Source organism: Spirosoma radiotolerans, assembly GCF_000974425.1.
GTDB lineage: Bacteria > Bacteroidota > Bacteroidia > Cytophagales > Spirosomataceae > Spirosoma > Spirosoma radiotolerans.
Genome location: NZ_CP010429.1, coordinates 3,914,352 through 3,930,730, shown reverse-complemented (window position 1 = coordinate 3,930,730; position 16,379 = coordinate 3,914,352). Strand labels below are relative to the sequence as shown.

Here is a 16,379-nt window from a genome sequence, read left to right as displayed (position 1 = left end):
TTGGTTAGCTACTAGCTGCTACCATTTCGATCACCTACACTATGCTCGATATCTGTATCATAGGCCATATATCGCTGGATAAAATAGTTACGCCACAATCGGTGGCGTTCAAGCCGGGCGGTACATCTATTTACATGGCCAAGTCCCTGCTTCATTCGGGTTTAAAGTATAAACTGGTAACGGCCTTATCCTTCGAGGAGCGTCAATTTGTTGACGATTTACGAGCGGAAGGCGTTGAGGTCGATGCCTTACCAAGTCCGCATACGGTTTATTTTGAAAACATCTATAGTGAGGATCAGGACCATCGAGACCAGCGAGTCGAGCAGAAAGCGTTACCGTTCCGGGTCGCTAACATACCCCCAATCGACGCGAAAGTAGTTCACCTAGGTCCGTTGTTGTACGACGATATACCGACAAAGCTGATTGAGAAATTAGCGAAAAAGAGCCTTATTTCGTTGGATGTGCAAGGATATCTGAGGCATGTCAGGCAGAAGAAAGTTGTTTACCAGGACTGGGCTGATAAAAAGAAAGTGCTCCCTTTCGTGCATACGCTGAAAGCAAATGAGTTTGAGATGAACGTGCTTACGGGTCAAACGGACGCCCACGAAGGTGCCCGGTATTTAGCTGATCTGGGCGTACGGGAAGTAATCATAACGCTTGGCAGCAAGGGGTCGCTTATTTATCGGGATGGTACGTTTTATCCGATTCTGGCGGCACAGCCATCGGCGGTTGTCGACGCAACGGGTTGTGGCGATACCTACATGGCTGGCTACCTTTGGCGACGTCTGCAAGGCAGTTCGATCGAAGAGGCCGGTGACTTTGGTTCCGTCCTGGCGGCAGCGAAAATCAGTTCATCGGGTCCTTTTTCTGGCTCTCCGGCTTTCATTTCATCTCTTTTAAACCAGGAAGTATAGTCTGACGAATATATACGGTAGTTGTTGAGAAGCGGTTAAGCCGCAAAAGTAGTTACTCGTACCAATCCTGGTAATAGCCTCCCAGCTCGAGTAACGTATAGAGTGTTGCCCGTAAAAGTTCCGTCTCGGTTCCTTCATTGATCAGCAAGAGGCAGCACTCTCCCTCTGCATATAAACTAAACACGTCGTTTGAGTCAAGCGGATTTGCTAACAGCCACTTGCTGGCTAAGTAGTTAGCTTTGATGCCGGTGCGCTGACGAACTCGTTCGATGATGTCTGGAATGGAAGGCGGGGGCCCTTCGAAGCACACTTGCCGACTGTATACCATCCGGTCTGCCTAATTAGCCTATGAGTCGGCTAACTTAAACGTCTCAGGCTAGCCAGCCAAATGAACTAAGCGGAATCGCCTTTTGTGTTGGCGGAATGCCCTGATTAGGTAGTTAAAGGCTACTCTTCGTCGTAAAAATGCGTAAGTAAGCTAAACGTTGACGAGTAATTTGCTCGGCCGGTCGGCCTGCCAGGTTGGGTTACCGGTAAGGTCTATACTTTCTGGTTAGTAAGTAAAACGTAGCTTACCATTAGGTAGTTATTCTACCTTTGCCTGGGATTGTTTCTCGATCATCCGGAACCACTGCATAGCCCGATCCAGAACTGTATCATCAAACACCGTCACATAGTCACTGGTTGATTCGGGTCGATCAAGCTTCAGCATACGGCTTTGGTCGTGGTTGTGGATCACCAGGGTTGGGTGGCTTCCTATCGGAAAGAATTGAATTCCCATCCCATTTTTCTGAAACGAGACCGTTGGGCAGCCTAAACAGCATAAGTGCATCGGTAGTGAATCGAGCGTAAAAGCGGCCAATGCCTGTTCACTTAAACTGATCAGGTCCTCAAGCGTCAACTGCCCAACGACCGAATAGAGCCGCTCTGTAGCGGTTGGGTTTTCCTGTCTGACACGTTCGTACAGCGCTGTGGTGAATTCACGCTGGCCGCTAAACACCAATCCATACGGACTTTCCTGTAAAAGCCGGGTGGCGAGCTGACACCAGTAATCAACCGATAACATGCGAACGGGGCTGCCCGATTCTGGGCAAATCAAAATGGTTTTGCTTTCCGGAACCCGTTGCCCTAGCTTACTCCAGAGTTGATGAGGTGATTGGACTGGATGAAAAAAATAGGGTTTAACGGTTCGAAGCTCGCCTTCAACACCCATGGGCTTGAGCAGCATGAGTAGCAAATCAAAATTATTCGTTTCCTGATCGGGCAGGAAAAACTCGTCATCCAACAGTCCACCCATTCCGCGCGAGCCGAAGCCGATTCTGCGTTTGACCTTCAGAAACGGCAGGATAAAATGCATAGGCGAATCGGAGTAGCGAATATCAACCGAATAGTCATACACCGTATCTGCCAGAGACTTGATGGCTGAACGGGTTGACCCAAAAAATGCCTGCCATTTTTCCATCCTGGAGAGCGAACTCCGGTTGGTAGAAGCGTGATTGAGGTGAATGACGCGCCGGACATAGGGATTATGACGCCAAACTGGGTCACACCAACTACCTGCCAGTATATCAATCTGAGCATTTGGATAACGCTGCCGAATGAGTGGAAACGTATACGACAAAACGAGAGCATCACCTAAATGACCCGCCGTCATTAATAAGATAGAGGGACTGTCTGGCCGGGTTGTGTCGTAAGTTTCAAGACCAGAAGGTGTCCGTCCCCGTGCATACAGGTCCACAAATAGATCTAGGAATTGTAAGGGATAAGCAATACGGCGGGGTGCACAATATTTTCGGACTTTACCAGGCATGTACTTACAGGGTTTTCAGCAGTGAGCGGAGTCAATATCTGTCTGATCAGGAGTTACATCTAACAGAGATACAGTAACCTAACTGCAATGGCCGTAGCTTTGTTATTCTAAATACAACCCCCTATTGCCTTTAAAAGCCTGCAAACTGGTATACCTACTTGATCTATTGGTAACTATGAAAAAATGATTAAACCAATGGGAGTTGGACTGCTCAGTGACCTGATTATAATAACCACCGGAATACGACCACATAATGACAGTTTGATCACAACTCCTCGTGGCCTGGTTGCTAAGGATTTAGTAAAAGGATTAAAGAGCCAGCGATGGTTGATACTACAGCAACGGAGTTTACGTACATCTCCGCGATGTCGGTTCACGGGTTCTTAGTCCATCGGTTCGGGTTGAACCTTGTAGCTTATAACACCATGTAGGGCAGGATGAAGCTTTTTAGCTAAGTCGCTCAGGTAAAGAAAGCCCAGCCGGGGGAGCGTTGATTTGCTTCTTTCTTTTTGGTACGATGCCGGAATAACTTTTGAGGAAGCCAGCCCGGTATTATTCCTGCCGGATGGGGCCTCCTGTACGATACCGGTTAATTTGACCAGGCCAGCATGAACCGACAACTGGCCGATCAGTATAGGCTCTGCTGAAGTGGAGTACTGAACTGATTTGAGAGGGACACGTATGCGTAAACAAGTGCTGGCAACCTCGATGGGCATGTTTTGTTCCGTCAATACCTGACTGATCGTTAGGTAAGCTTCCTTATCGGCTAAATCGGTGGTAATAACAATGGTATTGGCGCCCTCAAAAGCAACGGGCTGTGCCTTCACCGCAGGCCAAAGAAGCAGCAAAAGGAGGGTTAGCCGGTAGTGGATTGACAAACAGGAGACGTGTCTCATTCGCTGAAGCAGGTAAGGTAATGGATGGGTGAATTGGTCAAGTGGCCTAGCTAACAGGCGTGTAGATATATTCAAAAGCTACTTAATCATCGAAATGATCGGCCTTATTAATTGGGCTACGCTGATGCAAAAGTCGCCATTTAAGAAATTTTAGACCCAGCCAGGAATAAACGAGCAGACCAACTGTTTCCAGCCCCGTTTTTGTAGGCTGGCTAGCGAACATGCCCGTTTGGTAGTCGTGGACGCAATCAAGGAAGGTGACATAGAAGAGAGCTAAGCCAAGTAGGGCTGCCGTAAACAGACTGAATAGTAGCAGTGACTGTCGCATAAAAAGGTAGGGCTAGTGAATGGTAACGAGTAATTAGACTAATCAATAAAAGCAATTTATTTGCCAGCCACACCATGCAAACAAACGAATTAATACATTAATGTCCTATAAGGTACTAATTAGTAGTTTAAATATAAGATTAAGTTTATCTAATGCAATTGAGTTTTGTCGATTGAACGGGTATAGGAAGCCAGTTAAATAATAGATGACTGCGCATGGTGATTTGCAATACGGGATTGGCCAGGCTTGTTGAGGCACCTATTCTCAAAAGTGTCAGCGATTGACTCATTTGTGACAGCCCCTGGCCGCTAAGCTGCCGACCTTTGACCTATCCAAAACGGAAAATAAATCATAAAAACACATACATCATGAAAGCCCTCATCAATCCCCTCGTCATTGCTTTTACCTTAACCCTGGCTACTTTTTCGGTTTCATTGGCCAACACCAATCCCGGCGGACGCCCAGCCACGGTGGCCAGCTACAAAACGGGTATGTACACCACCGCAGAAGGTAAACTTCAGATTGCCGTGGATAAAGAAGCGACGGGTGCGGTCGACATCCAACTGGTGAATGCAGACGGCAAAGTACTGTTCGCTCAACGGGTGGCCAAGAAAGAAACGATAGCCCGCCTTCGGCTGACATTGAGTGATCTGCCCGACGGAGCTTATCAGGTTCGGGTTAGTAATGGAGTTGATACGACGACCCACTCGGTGACGTTATCGACCAACCAGCCCAGTGCGCCCAGCCGCCTGGTGGCTATCAACTAAAGCCAGGAATTAACCTAAGTCAGCAAAGGGCAGCCATTCGAGAGAGTGGCCGCCCTTTTTGTTGAAACAAGAGTCGGATATACGCTAATCGATACTTAGGCCAGATAGGAAAGGCTACTAAAAACACATAAACGGGGCAGAGGCTATAGAAAATCGAATAAATAATGTTTCGGCTGAAGGATGGTTATTTCATATATTTGTTTTCTCTGTTTTTCTTCATTTTTATATATCTGATAATCAGTAATTTAATTGTGATATACGCATTTTATCTTTGGTCAACTTTAGGATACTGACCACACAGGAAGTTAGTTTGTCAACTAACCATTTACTAACGAAACATTTTTTGTGATTCTTGCTCGTGTACAAGCTGGCCTGATCGACCGATTTTATTACACCTTACTAGTTTATAGCTGAGGCTGGCATCCAGCCAAAAACACACTGGTTTATCGCTTATTTTCTTTCATCTATGGCCCAATGGGCCGTTTATGCTAAACCCCAATCAATGTATATTACACGTGAAGCCTATGACCTGAAACCCTTGCTGATTAAACAAGGAGCTTTGTTTTTATGGGGAGTACACCTAACTAAATGGACCGATAACCATTGCGTTCACCATCTTTACCGATTTAATGATTTTTACGTCGAAATGTGTTGCGACAAACAGACTAACCGGTTACTTCACATCGCAACGTTCGCCAGTCCTCACAGGCTAATCTCTAATCTGGGTAAAATGAATCTCTTCCAAATTGACCAGTCAATTTAGCCGGATGCTTGAGGCAGCATCTGTATTCGTTTAGCACAGTCTGCGTAGGTTAGGCTACAAATTTTATTGACAGTGAAGGAATTATAGAAACAGCTGGTTATGAAACGATGATAAAAGTAGAATAGAGTTGCTAAGTGGTTTTACGATTTGTTCATAACATGTACAAATTCCACATATGCGTTCGATTGCTTTATTGATTGGCATTGGCCTATTGGCTCTGGCCTGTGTTGACCCGGAAGAATTGACGCTAACCGGCACAAAAGACCTCTTGGTTGTAGAAGGTACGATCACCAACCTACCTGAGGCTCAAATCATTAAGCTCAGCCAGGCACAGGCCGATCGGTTAACGGGCCAGTTTAGTACGAGCCCCCTAACCAAAGCAAGTGTGGAAGTGGTTGTGGATTCTGTTCAGGTAGTCACCTGTCATGAAACGACAGATGGTAACTATCAGCTACCGGCTGATTTTAGAGGGCAAGTTGGCCATGCTTATCAACTTCGCTTTACACTACCCAACGGAACCGCTTATGTATCTACCCAGCAAGTGCTACCCGCCGTCTCACCGATTAATAAAGTGAGTGCTCAATTTAACCCTACCAGCTTATCTCCGCAGCAACTCAAAGGCTACACAGCCGCTCATGACATCTTTATTGAGAGTCAGGACCCAGCAGATCAGCATAATTATTACCGCTGGGAATGGAAACTCTGGCAACGCCAGTATTGGTGTCATAGCTGTCGACAAGGCGTATACACTCAATACAAAGTTCTCCCAAATGTGTATAGAGCAAGAGACTACTTTGTAACGGGTACGGAACTATATGAAGATTGTTTTAGTCCCCCAGCGGGTAAGGCTGGTGAAGAAGCGCCTGATGTTCCTAAAGAGGACTGGATTTATGATTATGGCTGTCGAACGCCGTGCTGGCAGATTTTGTATGGGTACGATCTTGTTGTATTTGACGATAAATTCACCAATGGAAGCCTGATTAGCCAGCAACGCGTGGCCCAGATTCCGTTTTATGATCCAGGTCCAGGCTTAGTGGATGTACGCCAGCTTTCCCTTACTCCGGATGCTTACCGCTATTACAAACTCTTTCAGGAGCAGACTCAGCAGGCGGGTGGGTTGGCAGACAGTCCGCCTACGGCTTTAGGCGGTAACGTGCATCAGGTCGATAAGCCTCAAGTCAGCGTGGTGGGTTATTTTTCGGCTTCCGGGGTTTCACAGGTTCATTACTGGCTTGATCGAAAAGATGCCAAAGGCCTGTCCTATGGATCGACAAGTCCTATTGATACGCTGGTGAAAGGAAGCTACGGGCCAAGTCGGGATGGGCTATTTTATGCATTAAACGAACGTCAGCCTAATCTGGAACCGTCTCCTCCCTACCTAAATGAGCGTGTCAAAGCTAAGGTTCGCTTATGGCCCAACGCCGACCGGCCACCCCTGGCTCCCTGCCTGCAAAGCGACCGGCAAACGCCTTTCAAACCAGAAGGCTGGAGAGAATAGTTGCCTCATAACACACAGGCAAGGCGGTAACCCTACCTTACACAGGGTGCTGCGCTTCAACGGCTAATAAATAGACCGTCATCGATTCGCCGGTGGTTGCAATCCAGTAGTCATACTCAGTGATGGCTAGCTGGCGCTGGCTTTCTGTAATATACCCGGACTCCACCAATTGAGGACCCCGTAACTCGGCTACTTCCGACCATAGACGGCTAACTACACTAAAATCAGATTCGCTCTTTTGCGTCCGTTCAAACTGTTCGCTCACCTGCACGGTTGGGAAACCGACATCGTACATCAGTTCCTTAAGATTGTCCGCAATGGCATTATCGAAACCCGCATCCTGCCGCCAGCGTAAAAACGCGTCGTAAAAGAGTCTCATCGCCTGGGGCGGCTCGGGTGTCCAGGTAATCTTTTCGTGATTGAAGTCAAGTATAGCCAGATAGCCACCTGGTTTGACAAGCCGCTTCATAGTGAGGAGGGCTGCTTTGGGCTGGGCCAGCCATTGGAGCGTCCGGGCGCAGGTAACCAGATCAAAGCGCTCTGTCGTGTCGAACGAATACACGTCGGCTTGCTGAAAAGACAGGCCGGGCAGTGTATGCGCCTGCTGCGTTGCCTGCTCAATCAGGGTAGGACTAGGGTCGATACCCAGCACATAGCCTGTGGGGCCGGTCTTTTCAGCGATGCTCCGCGTAATAGCGCCTGACCCGCAACCTACATCGAGCACGCTTAGACCGGGCCGCAAATAGGTGAGCAAATTGCGGTTCGCGTTCTCGACGGTTCTGCGTTCCAGAACGGGGTTGTAGGCAACCGGCATCTTCGCCCGGTCTGTGATGGATTGATCAGCCATAAGGGAGGGACATAAAAATAGGTCGCGCTAGCGCGACCTGAACTTACAAATAGCAAAACTTTATTCACCACATCGGACCGCCAATGTGGTGAATAAAGTTTTGTTTTTATTTTTTTGTCGAGAATTGATAAATAGTCGTGGTCTTGTACGTTTGGCCCGGCTTCAATTCGGTCGTTGGGAAGGCCGGATGATTAGGCGAATCGGGGTAGTGTTCGGTTTCCAGACAGAGCGCGTAGCGTTTCTTGTAGGCGAATCCTTCCCGACCCACTACAGTCCCGGTCAGGAAATTGCCCGTATAGAACTGCACAGCCGGTTCGGTGGTGCGAACTTCCATAACGCGCCCGCTGGTGGGTTCGTAAACCGTTGCCGCCAGTTTCAAAGAGTCGGCCGGGCCGTTCAGAACCCAACCGTGGTCATAGCCACCGCCGTATTTAATCTGGGTGTCGGTTGAATCATTGATGCGGGTACCCACCACCGTTGGCTTCAGGAAGTCGAATGGAGTACCAGCCACCGGTTTCAGTTCGCCCGTTGGAATCAGGGTTTTGTCGACGGCAATAAACTTGTCGGCGTTGAGGGTGACAACATGCTCGAGCACATCGCGTTTGGCACCACCCGTCAGGTTAAAATACGTGTGATTGGTCAGGTTAACGACTGTTGGCTTGTCGGTGGTCGCTTTATAGTCAATCTTGAGCGCGTTATCTTTCTGCAAGGTATACGTGACTTCAACCGCCAGATTGCCGGGGTAACCTTCTTCACCATCTTTAGCGGTGTAGGCCAATTTGAGCGCAGGTTCGTCGCCTTCAACCGGCGTGGCTGTCCAGAGTACTTTATCAAAACCTACTTTACCACCGTGCAGATGGTTGCCCATGTTGTTGATGAACAGGGTATACGTCTTTCCTTCGAGCGTAAATTTTCCTTTGGCAATCCGGTTGCCATATCGACCGACCAGCGCGCCAAAAAACGGGTTGTTTTTTACGTAAGAGGATAACGAGTCGAGCCCCAGCGTAACGTCTTCAAATTTGCCGTTTTTGTCAGGTGTTTTCAGACCGACAATAATCCCACCGTAATTGGTTATCTGGGCCGTCATGCCCGACGCATTGGTCAGGGTATATAGATCAGCCTCCCGACCATCGGGTAGTTTACCGTAGATCGCTTTCTCGATACCCGGCTTTTTCTCGTCGGCTTGATTTTCTTTTTTGGAGGAGCAGGAGGTCATAGTTAAACAACTTGTTAACAGGGCCAGCGATAAGAGTTGAGGCAGAAACTTCATGAACTAGTAAGGGTTTAAGGATTGTGCCAGCGTGATACGTTGGAGTAAAAGAGATACGCAGTGATTTTTTAGTCTCTGTTTTAACCAGCGAATCCCTGGACAGTTCTAACTGTAGGACATTTCTCTACGTAAAGAATCGTTGCGGGTATTCATACTATACAGGTTAGCAACCCTGTCCATAGTAGGCGTTTTTTCCGTGTTTCCGTTCGTAGTGTTTAAGCCGGAGCGTGTCCTTGATCCGGGGTGTATTCGGGTTGATCTGGAGCGTGAGGTAGGCCATTCGAGCCAGCTCTTCCAGAACCGCCGAGTTGTACACCGCTTTTTCGGCGGATTTACCCCAGGTAAAGGGCCCGTGATTTTGCAGGAGAACCATTTCCATTTCAGTATTCACCAGTCCTTTCTCCGCGAAGCAGTTAAAAATCTGGTGGCCCGTTTCGTGTTCATAATCGCCCTGAATCATCTCGTCGGTGAGGGCCGGGGCGCACGGAATATCCTGGTGCGTGTGATCGGCGTGGGTCGTTCCAAAAATGGGAATATCCATTCCGGCCTGTGCCCAGGCAACGGCATGTGTGCTGTGCGTATGCGCAATGCCGCCGATGGTGTTCCAGGTTTTATAGAGCAGCGCATGGGTTTTCGTATCGGAAGATGGCCGTAACTGCCCTTCGACCACTTTGCCCTCGTAATCACAGATCACAATGTCGTCGACTGTAAGCTTCTCATACGGCACTCCGCTGGGCTTAATAGCAAACACTGCCCGATCCCGGTCAACCGCGCTAACGTTGCCAAACGTAAACAGCACCAGCCCCAGTTTGGGGAGTTGCATGTTGGCTTCGTAACATTCTTCTTTTAGGGATGTGTACATACAGTAAAGAGTGTAAGAATGAAAGAGCGAATGAGTGAAAGAGTGGAATCGAATCACCGATGTGGGGCGGGTGCGTGGCTCCGATTTTTCACTCATTCGTTCTTTTCTTAACCTATTGAAGTTCAAGGACAACTACGGATACCGGGGGCAGTGTTACTGTCAGTTGGCTGCCATTAAGTTTGGCTCCCGTAAAGGCTGTCGGCTTTATTTTCGTTAAATTATCAAACGTGTTGTGATCGTGCACATTAGCTGAAGTCAGGATGCGTCCCACAACGCCGGCCGCTTTCTGGTCATTCAGGTCTACCGAGATTTCCTGTGGTTTTGTCGGGTCAATGTTAACGAGCGACACGTGAACTTTACCGGCCTTGTCGCGGGATGCCGAAACGGAAACGGCAGGAAGCTTATCTTTCCCAAACGTAAAATCGTCGGACTTGACCGTCACCGGCAATAAGGTTGCATCCTGATGCACGTTGTACATTTCCAGAACGTGATAGGTGGGAGTCAGCAATATCTTGTCGCCTTTGGTCAGGATAACCGCCTGCAACACGTTGATGGCCTGCGCCAGATTCGCCATACGAACCCGTTCGGCATGTTTGTGGAAAATATTGAGCGTTGCTCCGGCCAGTACGGCATCCCGCATGGTGTTTTGCTGGTACAAAAAGCCCGGATTAGTGCCCGGCTCAACGTTGTACCAACCGCCCCATTCATCGACAATAAGCGCAATCTTTTTCTCCGGATCGTACTTGTCCATAACGGCCGAGTGCTTCTCGATCAGTTCGTCCATCAGCAGTGCCTGCTGCATCGTTTTGAAATATTCTTCGTCCGAAAACTGGGTGGCAGACCCCTTCTTGCCCTCACCCCACGAGAGCACCGAATAATGGTGCATCGCCAGCCCTTCCATCAGCGACGAAGGAATATTCTTCATTAGCGTTTCTGTCCAGTTGTAATCGCTGTCGCTGGCACCCGATGCAATCCGGAAGATTTTGCCATTGCCCACCTTGTTATTCATAAAGGTGCTGTACTGGCGATACAGGTTAGCATAAAAATCTGGTTTCATGTTGCCCCCGCAGCCCCAGGCTTCGTTGGCGACTCCCCAATATTTGACATTCCAGGGTATTTGTCGGCCGTTTTGCTGACGCAGATTCGACATGGGGCTGTTCTTCTCGAAGTTGACATACTGGACCCATTCCGATAATTCCTGTACGGTTCCACTCCCCACGTTTCCTGCCAGATAGGGTTCAGTCCCCAGCAACTCGCACATATTCAGGAAGTCGTGGGTACCAAAGCTGTTATCTTCCGTAACGCCACCCCACCAGGTATTAACGATCTTGGGCCGTTTCGCTTTCGGCCCGATGCCATCTTTCCAATGGTATGTATCGGCAAAACAGCCCCCTGGCCAGCGGAGATTTGGAATTTTGAGTTTCTTCAGGGCGTTGACAACATCAAGTCGAACCCCGTTTTTGTTCGGGATCTTCGTGTTGCTTTCACCTACATAAAAGCCATCATAAATACTTCGCCCCAGATGTTCAGCGAAGTGGCCATAGATGTGTTTGCTGATGACCGTTTTACCGTCACCGGCATTAATTGACACTTTGTTTTGCGCCGATGCGCCGAGTGTGAAACAGGCAAGGGCCAGGGTAAGGAGTGGTTTTTTCATAGGAAATCTTCTGGTAAATGATAGCGCGAACGCCTTCGTTCGTGCTAATTATTCTCCGGCCTCTGGCCGGAACTAAGTAATGGACAATCGGCCAGAGGCCGAAGAGTAATCAGCACGAACGAGCCGGGTCGCCGATGCGGACGTTCGCACTATCACTGTCTCCATGGTCCGAGTCCTCACGAACCACCCATCCGGCAGGTAAATGTGGCTGGCCGCAACGAGTGGTCCGTGAGGATACAGACCATGGACCGAATGATTTTCGCTCTTTAACGATAGTAACTTTCGCTCCAGCGTAACTCGTTTTTTAGCTGGCGGAGGTTGGTATTCCGATCAATGACGACCAGCTCGACACCAAAGATATCGGCGAAGTCTTCGATATGATCCGTCGTGAGGTTTTGGCTATATACCGTGTGGTGAGCACCCCCGGCCAGAATCCAGGCTGCACAGCCGGTCTGCATGTCGGGCATGGGTTTCCAGATGGCCCGGGCGACGGGTAATTTGGGGAGCGCTTCCGGTACATCAATCGCTTCGACTTCATTGACAAGCAACCGAAAACGGTTGCCCATATCGATCAACGACACGTTGATGGCTGGACCTGCTGGTGCGTTGAACACTAGCCGAACGGGGTCAGCTTTGCCGCCAATACCCAGCGGGTGAATTTCACAGGTGGGTTTGTCGGCGGCAATGGACGGACATATTTCAAGCATGTGCGACCCTAACACCAGCGGATTAGCCGGATCAAAATGATACGTGTAGTCTTCCATGAACGAATTACCACCGCTGAGACCGGCCGCCATCACTTTTAGCGTGCGAACCATGGCCGAGGTTTTCCAGTCGCCTTCACCCGCAAAGCCATACCCATCGGCCATCAGCCGCTGAGCCGCAATGCCGGGTAGTTGAGCCATGCCGTGGAGGTCTTCGAACGTGTCCGTGAATGCGGAGAAATTGCCGTCTTTCATAAAGGCTCGTAAGCCCAGTTCAATTTTTGCCGCATCCCGAAGTGAACCATGCTGTGCCCCGCCTTTCAGCAGGCTGTTCATCAGCGTGTACGTATCGGCATATTCAGTTACCAACTGGTCAATCTCGCTGTCCGTTATTTGATTGATCACCGCCACCAGATCGCCAATGCCGTGCGTGTTGACGGATAGGCCGAAGGTTATTTCAGCCGCAACTTTGTCGCCTTCCGTAACGGCCACCTGCCGCATGTTATCGCCAAAGCGGACCACTTTCATGGTTTTAAGCTCGTAGGCCGCTACCGACACGCGACACCAATCGGCTATTTTGGCCAGTACATCTTCCTGCTCCCAATAGCCAACAACAATTTTACGGTTCAGGCGCATTCTGGACATAATAAACCCAAACTCCCGGTCGCCGTGGGCCGACTGGTTGAGGTTCATGAAGTCCATGTCAATCGAACTCCAGGGAATGTCGCGGTTAAATTGGGTATGTAGGTGGAGGAGTGGCTTTTTTAATACGGATAGTCCCCGAATCCACATTTTAGCGGGCGAGAAGGTATGCATCCAGGTGATGATTCCCACACAATTAGGCGCTACATTAGCCTCCTGGCAGATAGCATAAATCTCATCCGGCGTTTTAACTACTGGCTTATAAACAACACGTACCGGAATAGTCGGCGACTTGTCGAACGATTGCGCAATGATTTGCGAATGGTCCGCTACCTGCCGCAACGTCTCTTCGCCGTATAAATGCTGGCTCCCCGTAACGAACCAAATTTCGAACTCTTTCAGATTAAGCATTATAAATAATGTTGTGTTTTATGTGGTGTCGACCGGTCTAATTGATTGGCGATAAATAAGTGCCGTTTTTTTCATTCTCGCCAGGTTAAACCCGGCCAGAATGAAAAAAGGCCACTATTTCTGCGGTTACTCTGGTCAAATAAATAGAAAGGACGTGTACGATTTTTAAAACCTCGCTTGTCAATTTTGAGAAACGAACATCACTCAACGTACTATCAATAATCAGCGCCCTTCTACGAACGCACCCAGCGCCAGGTATTTTTGATAAAGTGTTTCGTAGGTGGCAACGTGTTCAGGCCGGGGATGGTATTCGGCGTCGAAGCCGGAACCCATGGCCTGTTGGGCCGCTTCCATCGTTGGGTGGACACCTGCCGCTACGGATGCACACATGGCTGCGCCCAGCGCACAGGCCTGGTCGGCACTAGCGACCTGAATGGGCTTATTCAGTACATCGGCGAGGGTTTGCATAACGAAAGCCGATTTTTTGGCAACTCCGCCAATCGCAATGACTTTTTTGATTGGGACACCTTCCTCGATAAACCGGTCAACGATGCTGCGCGAACCGAAGGCAGTCGCTTCCACGAGAGCCTTGAAGACCTTTGCCGCATCGGTACCCAGATTCAATCCCGAAATGGCTGCTTTAAGCGTGTGGTTCGCGTCGGGTGTCCGACGACCATTGATCCAGTCCAGCGCAATAACATCCGTCGGCGTAACCGGTAATTTAGCCGCCTGCGCCGATAGATGAGGAATAAGCTGACGACTCAGGGTATCGGCTGCTTCGGTACCCAACAACTCGCGGACGGGCCCCGTAATCAGGCCGGCAAACCAGGCGTACAAATCGCCGAAGGCCGATTGACCTGCTTCCAGGCCCAGCATGCCCGGTGCTACCGAGCCATCGACCTGTCCACAAATACCCCGAATCAGTCGGTGCCCGATTTCTTCATTAGGCGCCATCAGAATGTCACAGGTTGACGTGCCGATGATCCGCACAAATGCATAAGGTTCAATCTCGGCACCAATGGCGCCCATGTGCGCATCGAAGGCGCCCACGCCCACCACGACATCCGTTGAAAGCCCCAGTTTTTCCGCCCATTCAGCCGAGAGGTTGCCTATTGGCAGATCCGACGTGTATGTATCCGTAAATAAATGCTCCCGCAGCCCACTGAGTAGCGGGTCGAGTCTGGTTAGAAATTCGTCGGATGGTAAGCCATCGAACTCGCTATGCCAGAGTGCCTTATGGCCAGCTGCGCAGCGTGACCTGCGTATGGTAAGCGGGTTAGTATTCCCTGTGAGTACGGCCGATATCCAGTCGCAGTGTTCAACCCACGAGAAAGCGTGTTGCCGAACGGCTTCATCGACCCGCAGCGTACGCAGAATTTTGGCCCAAAACCACTCCGACGAATAAATGCCGCCTACGTATTTGGTATAGTCGACATCCCAGTGATGCGCCAGATTATTGAGTTCTTCCGCTTCGGCGTTGGCAGTATGGTCTTTCCACAGAATGAACATACCATTTGGATTCTCGGAAAAATCGGGGCGAAGGGCTAACGGCAAACCGGTTTCATCCACCGGGCCAGGTGTTGAGCCGGTTGTGTCGATCGATATGCCGACCACCTGTTTTCGAATCTCGTCGGTAACGCCCGCTAAAGCCCCATTAATCGTTTCGGTCAGTCCTTCCAGGTAATCGAGGGGGTGCTGCCGAAACTGAGAACGGGCCGGATCACAATACAAACCCTGTTTCCAGCGGGAGTATTCATGTACGTGCGTACCAATTGTTTCGCCGGTTTGGGCGTTGACAACCAATGCCCTAACGGAATCGCTGCCAAAATCCACCCCAATAACATATGAGTCGTTCATTGCTAGATTCGATTCATGACGCTGATAAACAGTCGGGTCAGCTCATGTCGTTAAATCGGAAAAGAGTTCTTTTAGAATGGTGTTTAACTGACACAATACTAGTACATTCTTTGGCTATTTCCATGAGAAAACGTGATTATTTTCCTAAGCCCTTAGGAAAGTGTCAGTTCTGGGAAAAAGCTGACGTAATCGGTCAGGTATTCCTGATACTTCGTCGTGTTCAGCCGATACAGCTGCCCTTTCTTGGTGACCGAGGTCGTGTCCTTCTCGCCCGTACCAATCAACAGATCCGTAGATAGTATTTTTCGGCTGAAATTCCGGCGATCAAGTTGTCGGGTATAGATGGCCTCATACAATTTTTGAAGCTGTGGGATGGTAAACTTTTCGGGCAGGAGTTCAAAGCCGATGGCATGTAGAGCAGCTTTGTACCGTAGTCGGCGAAGTGCCTGCTCAACCATCGTGTCATGGTCGAAAATCAGATTTGGTTTCTCCTCAAGATTGACCCAGGAGGCATTGTGCGCCCGGATTGCGTTGATGTCTTGATCCTGAATGTTGACCAGGGAGTAGTAAACAACCGAAATAGTTCGTTCAACCGGATCGCGGGCCACGGCACCAAACGTTTGCAACTGTTCGAGATAAGTATTGGTCAGGCCTGTGAGGTCGTATAAAATGCGTTGGGCAGCGGCTTCAAGGTCTTCTTTTTCGTGTAAAAAACCACCCATCAGTGACCAGCGGCCCTGCTCGGGTTCCATGTTGCGCTTAATGAGCAATAATTTCAGTTGTTCGCCATCGTACCCGAAAATGATGCAGTCCAGGGCAATCAGGATTCGATTGGGATGTGTGTAGTGGATCATTAGCGGTTGCTGAAGAAGAGCTAGCGACTGGCCCATTATGTCGAATAAACGCAATGGATAGGTCAGGGTTATGAACCTGCTAAATAGCTATAAATAGTTTATTCTGAAAACCTACTGACGTAATCCATCGGAAATTAATCAGATCGTTGCCCGGTATGTCATTTTTCCAGTGCGGTTATACAGCTTGATTCTGTCTTTTCCGGGGGCTGTGTCCGCACAGCCCCCGGACGAGCTCAAGGTGGTGCCAGCTTCTTAAAACTAACCCCATAGTGAAACCGAACAATTTCAACCGCTATACC

The 16,379-nt window shown here is 49.3% G+C and carries 14 protein-coding genes; 3 read left to right on the top strand and 11 right to left on the bottom strand.

The annotated features are described in order from the left end of the window. Window positions 1-41: 41 nt before the first annotated feature. Window positions 42-914: a PfkB family carbohydrate kinase gene (locus SD10_RS15980; RefSeq protein ID WP_046575003.1), complete on the top strand. Its 873-nt coding sequence runs from the start codon at window positions 42-44 to the stop codon at window positions 912-914. 52 nt (window positions 915-966) lie between these two features. Here the strand turns inward: SD10_RS15980 and SD10_RS15975 are convergent, their stop codons facing one another. The 4 genes from SD10_RS15975 to SD10_RS15960 form a co-directional block, all read right to left on the bottom strand. Further along, window positions 967-1,242, bottom strand: a complete 276-nt coding sequence (locus SD10_RS15975; protein ID WP_046575001.1) for a hypothetical protein — start codon at window positions 1,240-1,242, stop codon at window positions 967-969. Window positions 1,243-1,500: 258 nt separating this feature from the next. Next, the gene (locus SD10_RS15970) at window positions 1,501-2,724 is read right to left on the bottom strand and encodes a glycosyltransferase family 9 protein (protein WP_046574999.1); all 1,224 of its coding nucleotides are present in this window, start codon (window positions 2,722-2,724) and stop codon (window positions 1,501-1,503) included. Window positions 2,725-3,107: 383 nt separating this feature from the next. After that, window positions 3,108-3,620: a hypothetical protein gene (locus tag SD10_RS15965; RefSeq protein WP_148562461.1), complete on the bottom strand. Its 513-nt coding sequence runs from the start codon at window positions 3,618-3,620 to the stop codon at window positions 3,108-3,110. Between the two features lie 82 nt (window positions 3,621-3,702). Continuing rightward, window positions 3,703-3,948 carry a hypothetical protein gene (locus SD10_RS15960; protein ID WP_046574995.1) on the bottom strand — a complete coding sequence of 82 codons (246 nt, stop codon included), beginning with the start codon at window positions 3,946-3,948 and terminating at the stop codon, window positions 3,703-3,705. 368 nt (window positions 3,949-4,316) lie between these two features. On the opposite strand from SD10_RS15960, the gene SD10_RS15955 reads away from it, so the two are divergent. Next, on the top strand, window positions 4,317-4,715 hold the full coding sequence (locus tag SD10_RS15955) for a T9SS type A sorting domain-containing protein (RefSeq protein ID WP_046574994.1): 399 nt from the start codon (window positions 4,317-4,319) through the stop codon (window positions 4,713-4,715). Window positions 4,716-5,653: 938 nt separating this feature from the next. Next, window positions 5,654-6,976, top strand: a complete 1,323-nt coding sequence (locus SD10_RS15945; protein ID WP_046574993.1) for a DUF4249 domain-containing protein — start codon at window positions 5,654-5,656, stop codon at window positions 6,974-6,976. 37 nt (window positions 6,977-7,013) lie between these two features. On the opposite strand, the gene SD10_RS15940 is transcribed toward SD10_RS15945, so the two are convergent. The 7 genes from SD10_RS15940 to SD10_RS15910 all read right to left on the bottom strand — a co-directional run bounded on the left by SD10_RS15940 (window position 7,014) and on the right by SD10_RS15910 (window position 16,080). Next, window positions 7,014-7,823 carry a class I SAM-dependent methyltransferase gene (locus tag SD10_RS15940; RefSeq protein ID WP_046574992.1) on the bottom strand — a complete coding sequence of 270 codons (810 nt, stop codon included), beginning with the start codon at window positions 7,821-7,823 and terminating at the stop codon, window positions 7,014-7,016. Between the two features lie 106 nt (window positions 7,824-7,929). After that, the gene (locus SD10_RS15935; RefSeq protein ID WP_046574990.1) at window positions 7,930-9,093 is read right to left on the bottom strand and encodes an aldose epimerase family protein; all 1,164 of its coding nucleotides are present in this window, start codon (window positions 9,091-9,093) and stop codon (window positions 7,930-7,932) included. 163 nt (window positions 9,094-9,256) lie between these two features. After that, window positions 9,257-9,955, bottom strand: a complete 699-nt coding sequence (locus SD10_RS15930; protein ID WP_046574988.1) for an L-ribulose-5-phosphate 4-epimerase — start codon at window positions 9,953-9,955, stop codon at window positions 9,257-9,259. 112 nt (window positions 9,956-10,067) lie between these two features. Further along, the gene (locus SD10_RS15925; protein ID WP_046574986.1) at window positions 10,068-11,612 is read right to left on the bottom strand and encodes an alpha-N-arabinofuranosidase; all 1,545 of its coding nucleotides are present in this window, start codon (window positions 11,610-11,612) and stop codon (window positions 10,068-10,070) included. Between the two features lie 266 nt (window positions 11,613-11,878). Beyond that, window positions 11,879-13,369 (bottom strand): L-arabinose isomerase, encoded by a 1,491-nt coding sequence (araA, locus tag SD10_RS15920; RefSeq protein ID WP_046574985.1) that lies wholly within the window; start codon window positions 13,367-13,369, stop codon window positions 11,879-11,881. A gap of 222 nt (window positions 13,370-13,591) precedes the next feature. Then, a complete protein-coding gene (locus SD10_RS15915) occupies window positions 13,592-15,226 on the bottom strand; it encodes a ribulokinase (protein WP_046574984.1) in 1,635 nt (544 codons plus the stop codon). Between the two features lie 152 nt (window positions 15,227-15,378). Then, the gene (locus SD10_RS15910) at window positions 15,379-16,080 is read right to left on the bottom strand and encodes an NUDIX hydrolase (RefSeq protein WP_046574983.1); all 702 of its coding nucleotides are present in this window, start codon (window positions 16,078-16,080) and stop codon (window positions 15,379-15,381) included. Between the last annotated feature and the right edge of the window lie 299 nt (window positions 16,081-16,379).